Here is a 21,899-nt window from a genome sequence, read left to right as displayed (position 1 = left end):
ATCAATGCCTCTAATCAGGGGCATTTTTCTATGTTTAATGGCTCGATGTTATCAGCAACGATAAGCTGATTTCGGCCAGCTTCTTTTGCTTGATAAAGCGCACTATCAGCCATTTCAATGAGTAACATGGCATCATCAATGCTACTAGGGCAGATAGTTGCTAAACCAATACTAACCGTCAAGGGATGACCGGCAAGCTCTGGTAATTGAAGCGTATTTATCGCTGCCATAAAACGCGTCACGAGTTTTTGTGCTTGATGGCTTTGCGTGTTACCAAGTACCAGTACAAATTCTTCACCGCCGTATCTAGCGCACAAGTCACCAGGTCTGCGAGTATAATCTGGTAATAGTTTTGCCACTTCTTTCAAGCAAATATCACCCACCAGATGACCAAAGTTGTCATTAAGAGACTTAAAGTTATCAAGGTCGATCATGGCTAACGACAAGGGGTGCTTTAAACGTGCACAGCGACTCCATTCCTGTTTATAAAAATCATCAAAATGACGTCGGTTAGCTATTTGTGTGAGGCCATCGATACGGGCGAGTTCTTGTACTTGCTGCTCGGCGATTTTACGTTCGGTAATATTCAAGTGGCTGATCACAACATAACCTGCTGTGCCAAGTTTTAAAGGCACTGCGCGCATCATAAACCAGCGGTTTTCGGTATCACTGTGGCAAGGGTATTCGAGGTAAAACTCTGCGAGCTGTTGAGTGATAACTTGGTTTATTCCGGTGTAGGCTTTTGCACCAAATTCATCGCCATTGGCAGCAGCTGATTTGCAAATAGCAAGGTAGTTTTGATCTTCCCATTGAGTGTTACACTGGCAATTATTTTCATCGCCAAATGTCTGCCAACTTCGATTTACAAACTTGATATCACCCGAGTCATTAATCACCACAATATGCTCAGAGATCGTATCGAGTATTGATTTTAGAAACTCTCTTGATTCAACCACATTAGTTCCTAGCCATTGTCACTTTTTTAAGATTAGCAATAAATGCTGGGTTTTCACCGTGGTTTACATAAAAAACAATTAATAAGGTATTGTCTTTTACTTATAGCTTGGCTATTTGAAAGTAGATATCTACAGATATCTGTAGGTGCTGATATGAAAAAACTGCCAGCACCTAGCTCAACGCTCAGTTCTGACAGTTATATTTTATTTATATGCTTAGAAATGCTAAAGCATTGCGCCAATTTTAACTGCTAGTGCAAATAGCATGGTTGCTATTACAAAGCCGATAAGTGTAGCGTAGCCGCGTTGTTCTTTGGTCATCTATCACTCCTAAAAAATAACAAATACCGTTGCCATACCAAGCGCAAAACTTACAAACGAAGAAGCCGCTACGATTGCAGCGAGATTTTGCTTACTCACTGCATGTGTTGTGCTTTGTTCTGGTGTTTCGTCATCGAGCTTAATAAGCTCACCTTGACGCACTTCAAAAACTGCGCATAGGCTCATAGTGGTTTCTTTTGATGCCGCACCTTCTTTTTCAACTCGTTGAATAGTACGTAGGCTTACATCACAGGCATCGGCTAGTTGCTGCTGCGTCCAATCGAATTTAAGCCTGAGTGCTTTTATTGTATTGGGATTCAGTTGCATTACTTACTTCCCAAGAAATGGTTCAATAAAAGTAACGACAGCATAACCCGATATTGCCCCACCAATAAAACAACCTAAGGTAACCAAAGCTACTTGTTTTGGATTATCAGTAAGTGAGGTTTGTGTGCTCTGTTTAACTAATTTGTCAGCTTTATAAAACGAACATTCAAGCTTGCCTGTCAGTATATTTTGCATCTCAAATTTGACTGCATAAGCATTACCTTGGTAGTTAAAGTCATGATGGCTTTTAAAGCCGAAGCTGCGTTTTTCACTTACCAATTCGTCGTTTACATATACTTTTTCTTTACCGCTCATGATATGACCAAAGCATGCGATTTGGTTGTCACCATCTTGAAAGTAAAATTTATAACCTAGCTTGTGTGAGTTTAGTACGTCGTTTTTCATCATCGTTTCCTTGTTAAGTTGATGATGTAAATTTAATGATTATTTTTGTTTTTTACGCCGTCAGCGATATGCCAGTTCCTATTTTGGCATATGACAGGCAAGATGTCATATCTGTTTTGTCATTGAAAAATAAGCACTTTAATTAAGTTTCTCGGCTAGAGTTAGAATTTGCTACTGTCATATGCGATTGGCAAAAAAGCACAGCAAAAAGAGTAAAAATAGGTATTGTTACTCTGGTTATTAGATATAACCAGAACAAATAAACAACGGGTTAGTACATCTTGCTACAAATCCGTTAAACTTAAGGCTTAGCAGTTAGGTACAACCAGAAAGGCAATATTATGCGTCATGAAATTTGGCAAAAGCTTCGAGATGAAGCAAACGAAGTCGTTTCCCGTGAACCGCTTTTAGCAAGTCACGTTTATTCGTGCGTGTTAAATCATGAATGCTTAGGTTCGGCGCTGAGCTTTATTGTGGCAAATAAACTTGCAGATGCGGTGGTATCAGCATTTACTATCCGTGAATTATTCGACCATGCCTTTGTTAAATGTGATCTAATGCTGACGCATGTGGCTCATGACATAAAAGCAGTTAAAGATCGCGACCCTGCGGCCGATAGTTACTTAACTGTTATTTTGAACCTTAAAGGCTTCCATGCAATACAAGCACACCGACTCGCAAATTGTTTATGGCAACAAAACCGAAAAGAGCTTGCTCGCTTCATTCAAAGCAGAACCTCAGAAGTATTTGGCGTTGACATCCATCCTGCTTGTAAAGTTGGTCATGGTATTATGTTTGACCATGCAACTGGGATTGTAATTGGTGAAACAGCAGTTATTGAAGATAACGTATCGATTCTACAATCTGTAACCTTAGGTGGTACGGGTAATGAGCAAGGTGACCGCCATCCAAAAATTCGCGCCGGTGTTTTGATTGGCGCAGGTGCAAAAGTACTAGGTAATATCGAAGTAGGAGAGGGGGCGCGTATTGGTGCAAACTCAGTCGTGTTAAGTGCAGTTCCAGCACACACAACTGTGGTTGGCGTGCCAGCTAAAGTGGTCGGCAAACCGAGCTGTCCCTGTCCAGCAGAGAGCATGAACCAAAACTTTTTAGATGATGGTACGACTACCGCTAGTAATGCCTCCCACACCAGTGCTATGTTGTAGTTTTACACTTTAAAAGAGCAATGGAATTGTCTAAGTTATCCTTCGGATTAGCAGTTACAGCGTCATTTATTTGTGGCGCTGTCGCTATGTCACTTTTTCAATCAGACCCACAACAACAGCCACACACTTATCAGCAAGAATTTGTTGAAGAACAAATAGTTCAAGCACCAGAGCAGCAAGCCACTGCTATAGCGCCTGTTATTAATAAACAAGTCGCTGAAGTTAATTCAGATAGTTCAGTAGCTGATAGCAAAAGCGAGCTTGAGCAACAAATAGCAGAGTTAAAGTTACAAGTCGAAAATCAACAAGCTGTGATTGCTAGTTACCGTTCAAGTGCGATACCTCCTCAGCAAATCGACTCACACCTGGATGAACTTTATACCTTGTTAGAAGAGCAATCTCGGGATGAGGCTTGGGCCTACCAAGTTGAAACAGCCATGAGTGATTTTTTAATCATGGCCGATTTACCAGTGCAACCACAGCTCAGTGTCTCTACATGCAAAAGCTCTGTGTGTCAGTTTAAGCTATTGCAACCAGAGGATGTTGATGATTTGCCAAGTCATTATTGGCGTAACATGACCGATAAGATGATGGAACAAAGCTGGTGGAAGCAATTTAAATTTACCTCCACCACCTCAAGTGACGATAGTCTAACAATCATCGCAAGCACGCAGTAATTTTATACAACTTTTGATTGTAGCTGCCCATCTGCAAGCTCGGTGGTTATAAGCTCACCAGAACTTACATCGTTAACCGATTTCACTACACTACCGTGCTGGTTTTTAGTAATACTATAACCACGTGCTAACACACTGAGTGGGCTCACAGAATCTAAACGGCTCGCTTGTAAAGAAAGCTGGTTTCGAGAACTTGAAAGTTGTTGCTGCATCGCTTGTGTGAGGCGGGCATGCAATTGCGCCAGTTGATGCTCGCTTTTCGCTAGCTGCTTTTCAGGAGAGCTTTGCATTAAGCGTGGTGTTAGGTTAGCAAGTACTCGCTCATATCGCTGGATTTTGCCACTCATTGCGCTGTGTAAGGCCAAACTAAGTTCATCTAGTTTTTGCGCTTGTTGATTGAGTTGATTACGGGGATGGCATAGCTGCAAGCGATGCTCAAATTGAGTGGCAGTACTGCGTTTTACAGCTAAAGAGTGTTTAAAGGCATGATTTAAGTGCCTAACTAACTGCGTAACTTTGTTATGTAGCTCTTCGGTATTTGGACTAACTAGCTCGGCGGCTGCAGAAGGTGTTGCGGCGCGAATATCGGCAACATAATCACTAATTGTGGTATCGACCTCGTGACCAACGGCGCTAACAATAGGTAAGCGACTTTCAAAAATAGCGCGAGCTAGTTGCTCATGGTTAAAACACCACAAATCTTCGAGTGAACCACCACCACGACCTAATATAAGCACATCTACTTCGTTGCGCTGATTGGCGATGTTTATTTTTTCTATTAATTGGCTGTGGGCATCTGCACCTTGCACCATAGCTGGGTAAATCACGACTTCAAGCTGCGGAGCACGGCGTTTAAGTACCGTTAGAATATCGCGTATAGCCGCACCTGTGGCTGAGGTGATCACCCCAACGCGATTAATATTGGTTGGTAATGGTTTTTTATGGGCTGAGCTAAATAGACCTTCGGCAGCTAAGCGCATTTTTAGCGCATCGAATTCTTGCTTTAATAAGCCTTCACCTGCAGGGGCCATATGCTCAACAATCAGCTGATAATCACCACGAGGTTCATATAAAGATACGCGGGCACGCACAGTTACTTGTGCACCATTGCTCGGGCGAAAAGTTTGGCCGCGATTATTGCCGCGCCACATTGCCGCTTTTACCTGTGCTCGGTCGTCTTTTAACGTAAAGTACCAGTGTCCAGATGCTGGGGCTATAAAGTTAGAAATTTCACCATTTAAGATAAGCGATGAAAAGCCTTGTTCAAGAACATGGCGAATTTCCTTATTTAGGCGCGAGACCGTGTAAACAGGCTGTGTTGATTGCGTAAAAGCCATTAAAAACCCCAGTAAAAAATTCTCTGTGTACTTTAACACAAATAAATGAATAATTTTATTTACTCGTGCTCACAACGCTGATAAAATTTGGCCGCAATTCCTTATACTCAGATCCACATGTGAGAAGTTGCACTATGCTAAGAATCGCTAAAGAAGCTCTTACCTTTGACGACGTACTTTTAGTACCAGGTCATTCTACTGTTTTGCCACACACGGCAAATATTTCAACTCGCTTAACGCGTGGTATCAATCTTAACTTGCCGCTAGTTTCAGCATCTATGGATACTGTAACAGAAGCACGCTTAGCGATTGCTTTAGCGCAAGAGGGCGGTTTAGGTTTCATCCACAAAAACATGACAATTGAAGAGCAAGCTAAAAACGTTCGTAAAGTTAAAACTTACGAAGCGGGCATTGTTTCTTTCCCTGTTACTGTGACTGCGGATCTTACAATTGCTGATGCTATCGCGCTTTCAGAAGACAAAGGTTTTTCAGGTTTCCCTGTAACCGACGCTGACAATAACCTTGTTGGTATTGTGACAAGCCGTGATATGCGTTTTGAAACGAAACTTGAGCAACCTGTTTCTACAGTAATGACGAAAAAAGAATCGTTAGTGACTGTTAAAGAAGGTGCAGACCGTGATGAAATCTTAGGTCTAATGCACGAGCACCGTATCGAAAAAATTCTCGTAGTTGATGATGCATTTAAACTTAAAGGCATGATCACTGTAAAAGATTATCAAAAAGCACAAGACAAGCCGCATGCATGTAAAGACGATCAAGGTCGTCTACGTGTAGGTGCAGCTGTTGGTGTTGGCGCGGGTACTGATGAGCGTATCGCAGCACTTGTTGAAGCAGGTGTTGACGTATTACTTATCGATACATCACATGGCCACTCACAAGGTGTTATCGACCGTGTTGCACAAACACGTCAAGCATACCCAGATCTACAAATCGTAGCAGGTAACGTTGCAACAGCTGAAGGCGCGATTGCCCTTGCTGATGCGGGTGTTGATGCTGTTAAAGTTGGTATCGGCCCTGGTTCTATCTGTACTACTCGTATCGTAACAGGTTGTGGTGTTCCACAAATTACTGCTATTTCTGACGCAGTTGAAGGCTTAAAAGGCCGTGATATTCCTGTTATTGCTGACGGTGGTATCCGTTTCTCTGGTGACATCGTAAAAGCACTTGTTGCTGGTGCATCATGTGTAATGGTGGGTTCAATGTTAGCCGGTACTGAAGAAGCACCGGGTGAAGTTGAGCTATATCAAGGTCGTTACTACAAATCATACCGTGGTATGGGTAGCCTTGGTGCTATGGACCAAAAAGAAGGTTCATCAGACCGTTACTTCCAAAAATCGAACGAAGCAGACAAGCTTGTTCCTGAAGGTATCGAAGGCCGTGTTGCTTATAAAGGTCCTATCGCGACAATCATTCATCAACAAGTGGGTGGTCTACGCAGTGCAATGGGCTTAACTGGCTGTGCAACAATTGAAGAGTTAAATACTAAACCTCAATTTGTTCGCGTAACTTCAGCTGGTATGGGTGAGTCACACGTTCACGACGTGCAAATCACTAAAGAAGCGCCAAACTACCGCCTAGGTTAATTACCTTAAGGTATTGAAATTACATGGGCTAGCATTTGCTAGCCCTAATTTATTGATCATCTCCCTTTGGGAGAGCAGTTCCTGACTAACGAGATACTCCATGAGCAAAGACATTCACGATTCACGAATTCTCATTTTAGATTTTGGTTCGCAATACACACAGTTAATCGCACGTCGTATACGTGAGATTGGTGTTTACTGTGAGCTATGGGCATGGGATGTAACTGAAGAGCAAATCCGCGAATTTAATCCACAAGGTATTATTTTGTCGGGTGGCCCTGAGTCTACAACACTTGAAAACAGCCCACGTGCTCCTGAGTATGTATTTAACGCAGGCGTTCCAGTACTTGGTATCTGTTACGGCATGCAAACAATGGCAACGCAACTAGGTGGTAGCGTACACAGCTCTGATAAGAAAGAGTTTGGTTATGCGCAAGTTGAAAAAGTAGGTAACTGTGCGTTATTCGATGCTATCGAAGACCACATTACTGATGGCGGTGCAGGCGTACTAGACGTTTGGATGAGCCACGGCGATAAAGTGATGGAAGTACCTGAGACTTTCAAAACAACTGCTAAAACTTCAACATGTCCACATGCTGCAATGTCTTGGGAAGAAAAACGTTTTTACGGCGTACAGTTCCACCCAGAAGTAACTCATACTCACCAAGGTTTACGTTTACTTGAGCGCTTCGCGATTGATATCTGTGGCTGTGAAAAACTATGGACACCAGCTAAAATCATCGACGATGCTATTGAGCGTATTAAGGAAACTGTAGGTGATGACGAAGTTATCTTAGGTTTATCAGGTGGTGTTGATTCATCTGTTGTTGCCATGCTTATTCACCGTGCAATCGGCGACAAGCTAACGTGTGTATTCGTTGATAACGGTCTTCTTCGTTTAAACGAAGGTCAGCAAGTTATGGACATGTTCGGTAACAAGTTTGGCCTAAACATTGTTAAAGTAGATGCTGAAGATCAATTCTTAGCAGACTTAGCAGGTAAGTCAGACCCAGAAGATAAGCGTAAAGCGATTGGTCATACCTTCATTAAAGTATTTGACGAGCAAGCTAAAAAGCTGAAAAGTGCTAAATGGTTAGGTCAAGGTACTATCTACCCAGACGTAATCGAATCTGCTGCATCTGCAACAGGTAAAGCACACGTAATCAAGTCTCACCACAACGTAGGTGGTTTACCAGACGACATGGAAATGGGTCTTGTTGAGCCGTTACGTGAGCTATTCAAAGATGAAGTACGTAAAATTGGTCTTGAGCTTGGTCTACCATACGACATGCTTTACCGTCACCCATTCCCGGGTCCTGGTTTAGGTGTTCGTGTACTTGGTGAAATCAAGAAAGAGTACTGTGACTTACTACGTCGCGCAGATGCTATCTTCATTGAAGAGCTACACAAAGCAGAGCTTTATCACAAAGTAAGTCAAGCCTTCACTGTATTCTTACCAGTTAAATCGGTCGGTGTAATGGGTGACGCGCGTAAATACGATTGGGTTGTATCACTACGTTGTGTAGAAACAATCGACTTTATGACGGCACGTTGGTCACACTTACCTTATGAGTTCTTAGGTGTGGTTTCTAACCGTATCATCAACGAAATCGACGGTATCTCACGTGTTGTTTACGATATTTCAGGTAAGCCACCGGCAACAATCGAGTGGGAATAATTTTATTATTCTGACCTGAATTGGTACAAAAACGGCGAATTAGCTTGCTAATTCGCCGTTTTGTTTATTTAAGAAGCAGTTAAACTAAAAACTGTGTTTTTTTACTTTACCTTTGAAAAAAGCTCTATATAATTCGTCGTCATTGCAGGGGCGTAGTTCCAATTGGTAGAACAGCGGTCTCCAAAACCGACGGTTGGGAGTTCGAATCTCTCCGCCCCTGCCATTTCTTCCTTCTTTACTTTAATCGCAAATCTCCCTATATTACTTGCTCTTAATCATGATTGAGTTGTTATGAATCCAAGTTACGCTGCGATATTCTCTGTACAATCTTTAGAGTTGAATCAACACTATCGAACTGCGCCTGATGCTTCTGGCGAACAGATACCAAACACTCAACAAGAAACATTGACGCTTCCGTTACAGTTTCACCAAGACCTCGAAAAAGCATTTGCGCCGTTAGTTATTACCCAAATCGTTAAAGCAACGAGTATTAGCTGGCAAGAGGGGTGCTTAGGCTTACCAAGCGATAAGCTCAATGGCGAACAGAAAAAACAACTTTGGTCTTTAATCGGTGAACAACTTGATAAGCTTTAAACCTGTAGATGCAACCTATATTAGCCAGTTAATGGCTATCGAAAACGCCTGCCATAGTCACCCGTGGACAGAGAAAACCATGCTGTCGTGTTTAGCTGGGCGTTATTTTAACTTAGCTGCTTTTCAAGGTGATGAGATGCTAGGTTTTTATATTGGTGAACAAGCAGGCCCAGATTACACTTTAATGGATATTTGTGTTGCGCCGAAGTACCAAGGGCAGGGCATTGCTAAGCAGTTGTTAAATGCATTTATTGAGCACAGCGAGCAGCACCAAGCTGAAAACCTATTCTTAGAAGTGCGTGAGTCGAACGCTCCTGCTATTGGCCTGTATGAAAGCGCTGGCTTTTCCCATATGTCGGTGCGCAAGAACTACTACCCAACCGCGACAGGCAACGAAGACGCTATTTTAATGGGGATGAGCTTTAGCCTTTAAGATGCTTCTTCAAGGGCATTGATAAGTGCATCGTAGCATTGCTCTACCTGTTCAGTTTGATTACTGCGTAGCGCATTTTCAAGCTGACCAGCTGTCTTATGAATGGCCTCAAAACTAAAACACCCCGCACTGCCTTTTAAGCTGTGTGCTAATGAGCGTAGGGCTTCCCATTCTTTAGCGCGATACAACTGCACGACCTGGCTTAAGTAATCAGGTAATTTTGAGCGATAGTTGTCGTTAATTTGTTGGAACTTTTCACTTTTTAGTAAGTTTTCCCACTTGTTTTGACTGTCTTTTTCAATGTGTAAGTAGCTTACAAGCACTTGCTCTAGAGCATCTTTGTCGATTGGTTTGGCGAGTGCTTCATCACAGCCCGCTTCAATGTAGGTGTCAACATCGGTTTTCATTACATTGGCTGTAAGCGCAATGATAGGGCCATCATAGGCTGCGTGACGTAGCATTTGCGTTGCTTCTAAGCCACCCATGACTGGCATCTGCATATCCATGATGATCAGCTGATAATCATTAACTAATGCCATTTCTACTGCTTCTGCACCGTTTTTCGCGATGTCAGGCTCAAGCCCCCAAGTTTGTAACAGTAGTTTGATCAGCAACTGGTTATCTGGGTTATCTTCGGCCACCAGTATATTGGCATCAAAACTGTTTGCTGCGAATGAAAGCTGAACGTCTTTACTTGGCGATAGTTGCTCATAGCTATGAATAAAGGCCTCGTACTTAAGCTGTTCGGCATTTAAGTGAGCAGCAACTTGTACGGTAAAACAACTGCCGTTTCCAGGTTCACTAATCAGTTGCACATCACCACCCAATAACTGGGCTAAGTTCTTCGATATACACAAGCCAAGACCCGTGCCACCAAAGCGGCGAGTTGTCGTCGCATCGGCTTGTTCAAACGGTTTAAATACCCGTTCGACTTCGCGCTCAGACATACCGATACCGGTATCTTGAATCGCAAATTGTAAATGCTGTTTTTCGCTGTTGTAGCTAATATCAATCGAGATACTGCCTTTCTCAGTGAACTTAACCGCATTGCTGGCAATATTGATCAAAATTTGTTTTAAACGTGTGGTATCGCTATTAATAGTTTTAGGTATTGGTAGCTTGTAGTTGATATTAAACGCCAGTTGCTTCTCATTAGCTAACGGACGAATAATCGAATCAATATCATGAATAAGCTGCACTACATTACATGGCCCGCGCTCAACGGCGAGTTTTTCAGCTTCAATTTTTGATAAATCAAGAATGTTATTGATGAGCTCAAGCAAGTGCTTAGAGTTACGTAAAATGGTGCTTAAATGCTGCTCATCATTCACCGCATCCTTGTTGTGCAGAAGTTGCTCTGTGAAGCCCATAATTGCGGTAAGTGGGGTACGAATTTCATGACTCATATTCGCTAAAAAGCGGCTTTTCAGTTGGTTTGCTTGCTCAGCTTGCGCAATGGCCACTTCTAGCTTGCTATTCATCGCTTCGAGGGCTTTAGTACGGCTTTCAACTTTTTCTTCTAGGTGGTGCTTATATTCTTCAAGCTCGTCTTGGTAATGACGAATTTGGTTCACCATGTGGTTAAAGTCGTTGAAAAGCACACCTACTTCATCATTTGTATGGGCGGGCAAATACACCGATAAATCACCATCACCAACTCGGTGACTTGCAGCCCCTAATAATTCGACTGGGGTGAGTAGTAAGTTGCGCACCACAATGTAGATCAAAATAGGCAGTGAAATCACCGAAATAATAACAATTAATGCAGTAATTAAACTGATGGCTTTACCAGACTGATATAGCAAATCTTTGGGAGTGGTAGAGATAAAATAATCTCCGTCGGTCATTTGTACCGCGTAGATGATGCGCTCTTCTTTATCGATACTCGACAGCTCAATACTGGCTAGTTTGCCGTAATCGGCCAAACTCTTTATTTGTTCAAGCTCGTATTCACTTAAGTAGCTGCCACGTAAGTCATAGTCTGAGCTAAATAAAATTTGCCCTTTAGTGGTCAAAAACAAATTTAGGGTGTTATTAAATGGCGCTTCTAAAATACTGGCATTTAATATCGATGGTTCAACATGGACAACAATAAACCCTAGTTGCTGCGGCTGTTTTAAGTAGTAATCGATATTATAAATTGGGTGCACAAAGTACAGGCTAGTCGAGCCATCTTCTTTGGAGATCATAAATTGCTGTTGGCGCAAATTTGATTGCAGTACTTGATCAAAAAACGGGTAACTTTTTGGCGCAGGGGTTAATTGGCTTGAATAAAATGCATCGCTTTTACCGTCTGGGGCAACATAGTTAATGCTCACTATATCTGGGTAAGCTTCTGAATAGCTTGCAAATACATTCATTAATTCGCCAAGGCGTTCAATGTATTGGTTTTTTGATTCAGGTTCGCGGGCTAAAAAGTCTGCCAATACAGGGGAAGTCGAAAGCAACCGGGTAATCGAGTGAAATGAGTCAATGTAATTGAAGATTTTTTGCTGTTGTTGCTCAACAAAGCGACTGACAATCAGCTCAGCTTGTTTTTTTGTTGAATTGGTCACATTGGTTAACGTAAAGCCACCTAAAAACAACAAAGGTAAGATCACTAATGGTGTGATATACCATAATAATCGAATACTGAGCTTACTGGTTTTCATGACCTAAATTGATATCCCTCCGTGCAATTTATCAATAGTATGCGTTACAACTTGATTACACAAGCTTAGCAAAAAAGTGAACAACGAAAATCCGCAACGAAAGGTGAATAATTACTTACAATCGCTGCTTTTTTGGCTAAGACAAACAAGGTATAATGCTCGGCAATTCTATTTTATTTTTACAGTGCGCACCGAGCTTTATAATTTATAAGGCAGTTAAGTGCGCTTTGTTATGACTAAAAGCAGCTTACATGTCTAATTTAACTACCGAAATTAATAAACGACGCACCTTTGCGATCATCTCGCACCCGGATGCGGGTAAAACCACTATTACAGAAAAAGTTCTGTTATTCGGACAAGCGATTCAAAAAGCGGGTACCGTAAAGGGTCGTGGCTCAAACCAGCACGCAAAATCAGACTGGATGGAAATGGAAAAAGAACGTGGTATCTCGGTAACTACGTCTGTTATGCAATTTCCTTACAATGAGCGTCTAGTTAACTTACTTGATACTCCAGGACACGAAGACTTCTCTGAAGATACTTATCGTACACTGACTGCGGTTGACTCATGCCTAATGGTCATCGACGCAGCGAAAGGTGTTGAGGATCGTACTCGTAAATTAATGGAAGTAACACGTTTACGTACCACACCTATCGTAACTTTTATGAATAAGTGTGACCGTGATATTCGTGATCCAATGGAGTTATTAGACGAAGTTGAAACTGAGCTAAACATTGCCTGTGCGCCGGTAACTTGGCCAATTGGTTGTGGTAAAGAGTTTAAAGGTGTTTACCACATTCACCGTGAAGAAACGATTTTGTACAGCACAGGTCAAGGCCACACAATTCAAGAAGTGCGCGTTATTAAAGGTTTAGATAACCCTGAGCTTGATACTGCGATTGGTAGCGAACTTGCTGAACAGCTTCGTGAAGAGCTAGAGCTTGTAATTGGTGCATCACACGAATTTGATTTAGATCTGTTCTTAGCTGGCGAATTATCACCAGTCTACTTTGGTACAGCACTTGGTAACTTTGGTGTTGACCATGTTCTTGATGGCTTAACTGAGTGGGCTCCTGCGCCATTACCACGTGAAACAGAAGACCGCCAAGTAGCGGCAACTGAAGATAACTTCTCTGGTTTCGTATTTAAAATCCAAGCGAACATGGACCCTAAACACCGTGACCGAATCGCCTTTATGCGTATTGTTTCTGGCGAATATAGCCAAGGTATGAAGATGAATCATGTGCGTATTGGTAAGCAAGTCAGTATTTCTGATGCGGTAACCTTCATGGCCGGTGACCGTGAACGAGCGCAAGATGCTTACGCAGGTGACATCATTGGTTTACACAACCACGGTACAATTCAAATTGGTGATACCTTCACGCAAGGTGAAAAAATGAAGTTTGGTGGTATTCCTAACTTCGCGCCAGAATTATTCCGTCGTATTCGCTTAAAAGATCCATTAAAACAAAAGCAATTGTTAAAAGGCTTAGTTCAGTTATCTGAAGAAGGTGCTGTGCAAGTATTTAGACCGCTTATCAATAACGACCTAATCGTTGGTGCGGTCGGTGTACTACAGTTTGATGTGGTTGTTGCGCGCTTAAAAGCAGAATACAACGTTGATGCGATTTACGAAGGTGTGAGTGTTAACACTGCACGTTGGGTAAGCTCAGACGATACCAAAAAGCTTGAAGAGTTTAAGCGTAAGTGCGAAAGCAACTTAGCGCTTGATGGTGGCGATAACCTTACTTATATCGCCCCAAGCCGTGTAAACCTAAACTTGTCGATGGAACGCTATCCAGATATCAAGTTTAACCACACGCGCGAAAACTAATACGCTAAGTCTGCTTCAAATTTAAGTGCCCGTACAGCGGGCCATAAAGGTAAAAATTACAATGAATATTCGTACTCTTTTAATCGACAAAGCAATTGCTGCTATGGTTGCAGCAGGGTTACCTGAAGACACTAACCCAGCGGTAACACAAAGTACACGTCCACAGTTTGGTGATTACCAAATCAATGGCGCAATGGGCGCGGCTAAAAAATTAAAATCAAACCCGCGTGAACTTGCACAAAAAATTATCGATAACCTAGACCTTGCTGATATCGCAGAAAAAACTGAAATCGCGGGCCCAGGTTTTATCAATATTCACCTAAAGCCTGAGTTTTTATCAGCTAGCTTAAAAGCAGCAAACGAAGACGAAAAGCTAGCAGTTGCGCCACATGCAACAGCACAAAAAGTAGTTGTTGATTACTCATCACCTAACCTTGCTAAAGAAATGCACGTAGGCCACTTACGTTCAACCATCATTGGTGATGCAGTTGTTCGTGCCCTTGAGTTCCGTGGTGATGAAGTTGTTCGTCAAAACCATATGGGTGACTGGGGTACTCAGTTTGGTATGTTAATCGCGCACTTAGAAGATCAAATCAACCAAGGTGTAGACTTAGAGTCTGTAGCGCTGGCCGATCTTGAAACCTTCTACCGTGATGCGAAAAAACGCTTTGATGATGAAGAAGGGTTTGCCGACAAAGCCCGTAATTACGTTGTTAAATTACAAGGCGGCGACGCACACTGTGAAAAACTTTGGAAGTTATTCATTGCCACTTCTGTAAAGCATTCTGAAGAAGTTTATAAGCGTCTAAACGTCACACTTACGCAAGATGATATCATGGCTGAAAGTGCATACAACAGCGAACTTGCAAACATCATCGCACTTTTAAAAGACAAAGATATTGCTGTTGAGTCTGATGGTGCGCAAGTGGTGTTCTTAGATGAACTAGCTAACAAAGACGGTGAGCCTTCAGTGTTTATCGTACAGAAATCAGGTGGTGGTTTCTTATATGCGACAACCGACTTAGCTGCTTGTGATTACCGTTCTAATAAACTGGGTGCTGATCGTATCCTAATCTTTGTAGATGCACGTCAAAGCTTACACTTCAATCAAGTTGAGCTAACAGCACGTAAAGCCGGTTTATTACGTGATGAAACAAGTTATGAATTCTGCCCATTCGGCACCATGATGGGTGAAGACGGTAAGCCATTCAAAACACGTACTGGCGGTACCGTTAAGCTTGCTGATTTGCTAGAAGAGTCAATCACTCGTGCCGCAGCTAAGCTTGCTGAGCGTGAGTCAGATTTAAGCGACGAAGAACGTAGCGAAATTGCCCGTAAAGTTGGTATTGGCGCAGTGAAATATGCGGATCTTTCTAAGCACCGTACTAGCGACTATATCTTCAACTGGGACACTATGCTGAGCTTTGAAGGTGCTACAGCGCCTTACTTACAATATGCATACACACGTGTTCGCAGTATTTTCCGTAAATCAGGTATCGATGCAGCGTCATTAACAGCAGATATTGCAATCAACGAGCCACAAGAAAAAGCGCTGGCACTTAAACTTCTTCAGTTAGAAGAAGTACTCGATCTAATGATCAGCGAAGCGACACCGCACGTATTATGTGGATACCTATACGAACTAGCAAGCCTATACATGACGTTCTATGAAGCATGCCCAGTTCTAAAAGAAGGCGTAGAGCCAAGTGTTCGTGACAGCCGTTTAGTACTGTGTAATTTGGTTGCTAAGACGTTGAAGTCAGGATTGGATCTTTTAGGTATCGAAGTCATGGAGCAAATGTAATCTGCTTCGTGTAGTTCGCTTTGAAAGCACTCCTAGACTTGCTGATGATGTGCTTCGTAGGTTGGGTAGAGCGCAGCGAAACCCAACATAAATCGAAGGCCCTAGACTCTAGGCGCTAGGGGAGTAGCTTGTAGAACCTAGAACCTAGAACCTAGAACCTAGAACCTAGAACCTAGCTTCGTAGGTTGGGTAGAGCGTAGCGAAACCCAACAAAATTGACAGCTCAATAACCTTGATTAATCTTTAGCTGATAGCTGATAGCTGATAGCTGATAGCTGATAGCTGATAGCTGATAGCTGATAGCTGATAGCTGATAGCTGATAGCTGATAGTAGCGATAGAGGGAATTTTATGAAACTTGAAGATATTCGCCGTGAATATTTACAGGATGGTTTATCTGAAGACATGCTTGATGCGTCTCCAATCAAGCAGTTTGAAAAATGGCTTGAGCAAGCTGTTGCCACTAATCTGCCTGATCCTACGGCGATGGTCGTTGCAACGGTTGATGAGCATGGTCAGCCGTCGCAGCGTATTGTGCTGTTAAAGCATCTTGATGAAAATGGCTTTGTATTTTTTACCAATACCGGCTCGCGCAAAGCGCAGGAGCTTAAAGGTAATAACAAAATTTCTCTCCACTTTCCGTGGCACCACATGGAGCGACAAGTCATTGTTTATGGTGAAGCTAAACCTTTACCAACAACTGCTGTGGCAAAGTACTTTTTATCGCGTCCTAAAGAAAGCCAGTTAGCTGCATGGGCATCTCAGCAAAGTCGTCCTGTGTCATCGCGTAAGGTACTAATGGAAACATTTGCGAAAATGAAGCAAAAGTTTTCTGAGGGTGAAATTCCACTGCCTGATTTTTGGGGAGGCTACTGTGTTGAGCCTACTAAAATCGAATTTTGGCAAGGCGGAGCACACCGCTTACACGACCGCTTTATGTATCAACGCCAAGCCGACGGTAGTTGGCAGTTTGGTCGTTTAAATCCGTAAATGCGTTTTATCGATTCCCACTGCCACCTTGATTTTGGCGAATTTGATGAGACTCGCACAGAGCTCATCAAGGCATGCAAGCAAGTAGGGATCGAGCATTTTATTGTGCCGGGTGTGAGCTTGGCACAATCTACAAAACTATTCTCTTTTGCTAAATCAGAGCCAAGTATTTCAGTTGCTTTAGGCTTACATCCTTATTTTTTATCTGACCACCAAGCTCATCACCTCGCTGAACTAGAGCAATTAGCGAAAACCCATACTGGGCAGTTTATTGCCATCGGTGAGTGCGGACTTGATCGCAGTATCGACAACCTCGATAAACAAACGCAGCTTTTTGAAGGGCAGATAGAGCTTGCCAACCAACTCGCTTTACCACTGATTGTACATCACAGACAAAGCCATGACTTAATTGCTCGCTCATTTAAGCGCTGCAAGCCAAAGTATGGAGGTGTTATTCATGCCTTTTCAGGTTCAGAGCAACAAGCTCATAGTTATATTAAACAAGGGTTTAAGCTTGGTGTTGGTGGCGTGATTAGTTACCCGCGCGCTGCTAAAACTCGTAAAGTTATAAGCACAATTGAACCGCAGTATTTAGTGCTTGAAACCGACTCGCCATCAATGCCGCTAGCTGGTTTTCAAGGGCAGATTAATACACCACTTAAGATGCGTGATGTATTTGCTCATTTATGTGAGCTTAAAGGCGTTACAGGCGATACAAAGCAGAAATTGGCTGCTAAACTTTATGATTCTTGCTCTGCACTTTTTTTGATGTAACGGTTGATTTGCCAGTGTTTTAAGCCGCGGCCTAGCTGCCAAGTAAAAATACAGGTGATCACTAACATTAATAACACTTGGCGACCTAAATCATGAAAACTACTGTGGCTGGTTGCAATAGAAGCCTGCGTTAAATAGGTAATCGACACAAAGCCAATTGGCCTTTCATCATCACTTATCACCGGCTCTACAAATGGGGTTTTAAGTTTGCTGATACCCGGCGTTGAATCAGGTAATAAACCAAAAGTGTGGTGACTTTGCCAATTATCGCTGGCCGCAATTTGAATACCTTGTTGATCGTAAATCGTTGCCGCTAAAACATACTCATCTTCAGCAATATGATTACACAAAGCATTTAACTCTGGTTTGTTTTTTTCTTGCAGTGGGGTTTTTGCATTTAGTGCCATAAACTTGGTTAAGCTTATCGCGGTGCTGTCAGCACTATCATAAAGTAATTGGTGGCTTTGAAAGCTACTATTCATGGCAACCCAACTTAACAGCACAAAACAGGCTGCAGCCAAGCTCAAGCGCACAACACGTTGGCGATAAGTGGCTGAAAAGGGAATTTTAAGTTGGTTATTTTTCATAGTCACCGTATACGTTACTGACAGCTTTTAAATTTGATGGTACAACATGATAACTTTAACAGCCCCTTGAGTGCGAGTGCCAAATGCACGACCAAGGACAGACATAAGTCTAATGTGGAGCCACTATGTCACAGCTTAGCTTAGCTGCTACACCTTCAGCAAATTTAGCAGAACAAATCAGCCTAAATTGCTGGTATAAAATTGAAAACAAACACCTTATTACAACAGACTTTACGCCAAAAGCAAATCAAGGCGTGTTCAGTGTTGCCTTTGGTAATGAGCTTAATGCTGAGCAATTACTTGCTATTAGCGATTTTTTAGCAGCGCAAGGGTTTAGCAATTTATCGCTTTGTTGTTATCAGCCAATCTCAGACATGCCAGTAGCGTGGAGCTTTCATAGCGATACAACAACAGCACTAAGCCCTTTGGTATTAGTTGAGTTTGCTAAGCAATTGGGTATTCAACTGGTGCAATTAACAAATCCACCAACAGTGAATGAACCAGGTTTATTGCTGATGGATATGGACTCAACAGCCATTACTATCGAGTGCATCGACGAAATAGCGCGCCTTGCCGATGTTTATGACGAAGTTGCCGCTGTAACCGCACAAGCAATGGCTGGTCAGCTAGACTTTGCACAAAGCTTAAAGCAACGTGTCGCTAAGCTTGAAGGTATCGATGTAGACTTAATTGATGGCTTAAAAGCGAGTTTACCGCTAATGCCGGGCGTGAGTGAGTTATGCCAATACCTAAAAACGCATAACTGGCATTTAGCTATTGCATCAGGTGGTTTTGTGCCATTTGCTGAGCAAGTACAGTCACTGCTAGATTTAGATGAAGTGCACGCCAATACCCTTGAATTCAAAGATAATCGCTTAACAGGCAAGGTCATAGGCACAATTGTTGATGCTGAGGAAAAAGCCCGTGTACTTAAACGAATCGAACAAAAGCTTACATTAAACAACCGCCAAACTGTTGCTATGGGTGATGGTGCGAACGATTTGAAAATGATGGCTGTGGCAGGGCTTGGTGTTGCTGTGCATGGTAAACCTAAAGTAGTTGAGCAAGCACAAACTGCAATTAATGAAGGCTCATTACTGCAAGTTGCTTACTTACTCTCTCTACCGTTAGATTACTCGCTTTAACCAAGTCGCTTTGCGTTTGCTCATTTCATTGATCAGCCTTTGGTCAATATCAAAATGGGTAAGCGCTTCTTCGGTTATATCAATTAAATCACCCACACCAGCTACTGCCCATAGTGCTTCTTCTAAGTCTTTTGCTTTATGTAATGCGTACTGACTAATATATTTGAGTTCATTCGCTAAGTAATCAATATCAGGGCGACCAGTTCGTGATACATATAAACGAAATACAAAGACTAAATCGTTTTTCAGCGCTTTTTTCACAAACAAAGTTTGTGGTTTGTAATCATCTTCACTAATACAGCGGCTGGTAATTGCATCGCTTATTTCGGCTTGGCGCGGATCAAAGCGAACAAATAGGGTAAATGGCAGAGGTGGATCTTGGCGACTACGGTCTTTGATCAACGGGGTGATCACTTCTGTAATTTGATCCGTTGATAAGAATCCGTCGATGCTGGTTGTTTCGTTCAATAACGCAAAATTTTGTAGTAGTACATGAAGATGGCTTGGATATAAGCCTTGGCCAATAGCGCCAGCTTTAAAGTGGGCAGCTTCTTTATGTAAATAAAACGGGAATTGGCATACGCTTTTGGTCACCATATTTCTGAGTGCAGTTGATAGCCCCGGAATTTTAGGGGTTTCTTCACAAACACGTAATTTGTCTTTGTTGTTATCGATTAATACGGTGAAAAACTTAATCGCCATATGCGGTAAGTCACCAACTTTATGCACTTTTAAATTTACTGTTGTCAGTGATTTACTTATAGCCATTACTTCATAAGCCAGATTTGTTAAATCGTGCTTTTTGGTAATTTTTTGCAAATCAGGCAAGTTTAGTTTGATGATATCGCCTTTTCTGAACTCAACCGGTTGGTCGCATTCAATTTGCAAGCCCATCACAGACAAATCACGAGTATGGCCTGTAATTGTTTGCTCATGATGTTCAATGCTGATAGCTGTTTTGTATAAATAGCGTTTATGAGCACGAAGGTTCACATACTCAAGCGCCACAGGCTCTAAATGAGGAGGCGTTTTATGCTTACTGTGACCAAACTGTTTAAGTTGGTTTACCGCATCTTTATTATAATCAAGCTGTTGGTATGTTTGTTGTTCAAACTTAGTACCCACCGAGGTCAAAATCAGTAGATATTTAACATCTTTAATCAACCCCTGCACCCGTGGTGTCGGTGGCTTATTTAGTTTTTCGATGTTTTTACCAGCACTGCTTGGTAGCGACAGCGGAATATACGAATCTTCCGGATGGCTTGGCATCAACTGAAGCTTAAAGCATTGCCAACTGTCTTTTTGGCTACCAAAGCCGAAAAATAAATCTCTCAGTTGTGGTTGGCTATCAAGCTCAGTTCGTGTAGCTGAGTAGTAATAAATTTTGCTAGCAACGGTATGAGTGAAGGTGTACAGGTATTCTTCTTTTACCGCATCTGGTGAACTGAGCAAGTGACCTAAACGTTGCTGATTTATAATGCTATATAAGCATGACAACTTACGCTCATCACAAAAATAGCGCTGAATAAAAATGTTATTTTCTGTGGTTAACGCAAGGCTAGGATAAAGCTTGTCGCCTTGTAAGCTCAAAAACGTATAAAGCGAGGTAACACGTGGAATGTAGTATTGCTCGTAGCCTTTCGATACAACCGCATCTAAGGTATTGTCTAAGTTCACTTTATAGCGACGTTTATTACCGTGAATAAAGCTTTCTAAGAACTCATCAAACTTATCATTATTTTCAATAAAGGTGCGCTTTAAGCGTACATGGTTGTATTCACGGGATACTTTTTCTACCGCAACCACTTCGTATTGAATTCCGTTTTTTAAGCCCAGTTCAAAATCTTGCTCTAGGCCAACTAAGCGCAGACCAATTAATTGGCCTTTTTTAACTTTATACCGTGGTGCTAACTTGATTTTTGCGCCACTTAAAGAGATGTCCGAGGTAGTTGCTGCAACCTTATTGTCTTTATCTAGTTCAACGGTAATTTTAATTGAGTAGTTCATCCGCTCTTCGCGGCGACTTTCATAGGATGCAAACTTAATGACCTTAGCAGACTGCTCTGTCGTGGTACTATCGTCAGTTAAAGCTTGTTCAGCGGCTTTTTTTTGCATTACGCGGTGATTGTTTTCGGTATTCATTACCGCTTCGTAAACGGCAAGGGTGTAACCACCGTGGCGCTTTATAGCATCTTCAAACACTTCAATGGCGGTATCGTCCATAAAGTGTTGCTTACCATCATATTCGTAGGGTTTCACTTGGCCGGTTACCTGGCCACGTAAATCAATAAAGCGTGCTACAGGCTGAGATAAGCGCGACATTTCCATTTTGATCAGAAACTGCTCTGGCTTAGTTAAGCTAGCTGTCTTTGATTTAAACAGTTTGTCGAACTGGGGAGTGCCTAAATGTGCCTTTAGTTCTTCAACTAGGCTTTCATATTTAAGCAGTATGTCTTCAGCCATTTATAAAACCATCACCGTCTATCTAAAAAAGTAGGTATACTAGCGGGCTATTGAAAGCCAAAGCAGTGTAACTAGTTTTTTATTTTATTAGTTATTGTTATATGTATTCGCCAATTAAATGGCAAGCACTGTAAAGTTTTATTTGTAAGCAAA

The 21,899-nt window shown here is 42.1% G+C and carries 18 protein-coding genes and 1 tRNA gene; 12 read left to right on the top strand and 7 right to left on the bottom strand.

Features of this window, described 5'->3' with window-relative positions; translation table 11 throughout:
• Positions 1-14: 14 nt before the first annotated feature.
• From L1D51_RS06275 to L1D51_RS06265, 3 genes are all read right to left on the bottom strand, one after another.
• Complete coding sequence (locus tag L1D51_RS06275) at positions 15-956, bottom strand: GGDEF domain-containing protein (protein ID WP_239963216.1); 942 nt, start codon at positions 954-956, stop codon at positions 15-17.
• Positions 957-1,286: 330 nt separating this feature from the next.
• Complete coding sequence (locus L1D51_RS06270) at positions 1,287-1,604, bottom strand: helix-turn-helix transcriptional regulator (RefSeq protein WP_055020980.1); 318 nt, start codon at positions 1,602-1,604, stop codon at positions 1,287-1,289.
• Between the two features lie 3 nt (positions 1,605-1,607).
• On the bottom strand, positions 1,608-2,009 hold the full coding sequence (locus tag L1D51_RS06265; RefSeq protein WP_173637075.1) for a hypothetical protein: 402 nt from the start codon (positions 2,007-2,009) through the stop codon (positions 1,608-1,610).
• A 341-nt stretch (positions 2,010-2,350) separates the two neighbouring features.
• Between L1D51_RS06265 and cysE the strand changes: the two genes are divergently transcribed.
• Positions 2,351-3,175 carry a serine O-acetyltransferase gene (cysE, locus tag L1D51_RS06260; RefSeq protein ID WP_239963215.1) on the top strand — a complete coding sequence of 275 codons (825 nt, stop codon included), beginning with the start codon at positions 2,351-2,353 and terminating at the stop codon, positions 3,173-3,175.
• A gap of 86 nt (positions 3,176-3,261) precedes the next feature.
• A complete protein-coding gene (locus L1D51_RS06255) occupies positions 3,262-3,852 on the top strand; it encodes a hypothetical protein (RefSeq protein WP_054560834.1) in 591 nt (196 codons plus the stop codon).
• Between the two features lie 2 nt (positions 3,853-3,854).
• Here the strand turns inward: L1D51_RS06255 and xseA are convergent, their stop codons facing one another.
• On the bottom strand, positions 3,855-5,189 hold the full coding sequence (gene xseA, locus L1D51_RS06250) for an exodeoxyribonuclease VII large subunit (RefSeq protein WP_054560833.1): 1,335 nt from the start codon (positions 5,187-5,189) through the stop codon (positions 3,855-3,857).
• A 134-nt stretch (positions 5,190-5,323) separates the two neighbouring features.
• On the opposite strand from xseA, the gene guaB reads away from it, so the two are divergent.
• From guaB to rimI, 5 genes are all read left to right on the top strand, one after another.
• On the top strand, positions 5,324-6,793 hold the full coding sequence (gene guaB, locus L1D51_RS06245; RefSeq protein WP_054560832.1) for an IMP dehydrogenase: 1,470 nt from the start codon (positions 5,324-5,326) through the stop codon (positions 6,791-6,793).
• A gap of 100 nt (positions 6,794-6,893) precedes the next feature.
• Complete coding sequence (guaA, locus tag L1D51_RS06240) at positions 6,894-8,471, top strand: glutamine-hydrolyzing GMP synthase (RefSeq protein WP_054551226.1); 1,578 nt, start codon at positions 6,894-6,896, stop codon at positions 8,469-8,471.
• A 146-nt stretch (positions 8,472-8,617) separates the two neighbouring features.
• A tRNA-Trp gene (locus L1D51_RS06235) sits at positions 8,618-8,694 on the top strand.
• Between the two features lie 68 nt (positions 8,695-8,762).
• Positions 8,763-9,065, top strand: coding sequence for a hypothetical protein (locus L1D51_RS06230; RefSeq protein WP_239963214.1), 303 nt, complete (start codon positions 8,763-8,765; stop codon positions 9,063-9,065).
• Complete coding sequence (rimI, locus tag L1D51_RS06225; RefSeq protein WP_239963213.1) at positions 9,052-9,498, top strand: ribosomal protein S18-alanine N-acetyltransferase; 447 nt, start codon at positions 9,052-9,054, stop codon at positions 9,496-9,498. Before L1D51_RS06230 ends, rimI begins: the two co-directional genes overlap by 14 nt.
• Here the strand turns inward: rimI and L1D51_RS06220 are convergent.
• Positions 9,495-12,149: a hybrid sensor histidine kinase/response regulator gene (locus L1D51_RS06220; protein ID WP_055020975.1), complete on the bottom strand. Its 2,655-nt coding sequence runs from the start codon at positions 12,147-12,149 to the stop codon at positions 9,495-9,497. The two genes, rimI and L1D51_RS06220, sit on opposite strands and share 4 nt — an antisense overlap.
• Before the next feature lie 251 nt (positions 12,150-12,400).
• Here L1D51_RS06220 and prfC point away from each other — a divergent pair, with 251 nt between their 5' ends.
• The 4 genes from prfC to L1D51_RS06200 all read left to right on the top strand — a co-directional run bounded on the left by prfC (position 12,401) and on the right by L1D51_RS06200 (position 17,551).
• A complete protein-coding gene (gene prfC / locus L1D51_RS06215; RefSeq protein ID WP_239963212.1) occupies positions 12,401-13,984 on the top strand; it encodes a peptide chain release factor 3 in 1,584 nt (527 codons plus the stop codon).
• 61 nt (positions 13,985-14,045) lie between these two features.
• Positions 14,046-15,788, top strand: a complete 1,743-nt coding sequence (gene argS / locus L1D51_RS06210; RefSeq protein ID WP_054560829.1) for an arginine--tRNA ligase — start codon at positions 14,046-14,048, stop codon at positions 15,786-15,788.
• Positions 15,789-16,138: 350 nt separating this feature from the next.
• Complete coding sequence (pdxH, locus tag L1D51_RS06205) at positions 16,139-16,777, top strand: pyridoxamine 5'-phosphate oxidase (RefSeq protein ID WP_055020972.1); 639 nt, start codon at positions 16,139-16,141, stop codon at positions 16,775-16,777.
• Positions 16,778-17,551 (top strand): TatD family hydrolase, encoded by a 774-nt coding sequence (locus L1D51_RS06200; RefSeq protein WP_239963211.1) that lies wholly within the window; start codon positions 16,778-16,780, stop codon positions 17,549-17,551.
• Here the strand turns inward: L1D51_RS06200 and L1D51_RS06195 are convergent.
• Positions 17,518-18,138: an AhpA/YtjB family protein gene (locus L1D51_RS06195; RefSeq protein WP_054560826.1), complete on the bottom strand. Its 621-nt coding sequence runs from the start codon at positions 18,136-18,138 to the stop codon at positions 17,518-17,520. The genes L1D51_RS06200 and L1D51_RS06195 overlap by 34 nt on opposite strands.
• Before the next feature lie 125 nt (positions 18,139-18,263).
• On the opposite strand from L1D51_RS06195, the gene serB reads away from it, so the two are divergent.
• Positions 18,264-19,283 carry a phosphoserine phosphatase SerB gene (gene serB, locus L1D51_RS06190; RefSeq protein WP_239963210.1) on the top strand — a complete coding sequence of 340 codons (1,020 nt, stop codon included), beginning with the start codon at positions 18,264-18,266 and terminating at the stop codon, positions 19,281-19,283.
• Here the strand turns inward: serB and L1D51_RS06185 are convergent.
• On the bottom strand, positions 19,266-21,746 hold the full coding sequence (locus tag L1D51_RS06185) for a PilZ domain-containing protein (RefSeq protein WP_239963209.1): 2,481 nt from the start codon (positions 21,744-21,746) through the stop codon (positions 19,266-19,268). The two genes, serB and L1D51_RS06185, sit on opposite strands and share 18 nt — an antisense overlap.
• Positions 21,747-21,899: the final 153 nt, after the last annotated feature.

The sequence above is a fragment of the Pseudoalteromonas shioyasakiensis genome, assembly GCF_022398475.1.
Lineage (GTDB): Bacteria > Pseudomonadota > Gammaproteobacteria > Enterobacterales > Alteromonadaceae > Pseudoalteromonas.
Note: the sequence above shows the minus strand (reverse complement) of the source record. Positions and strands in the feature narration are given on the sequence as shown.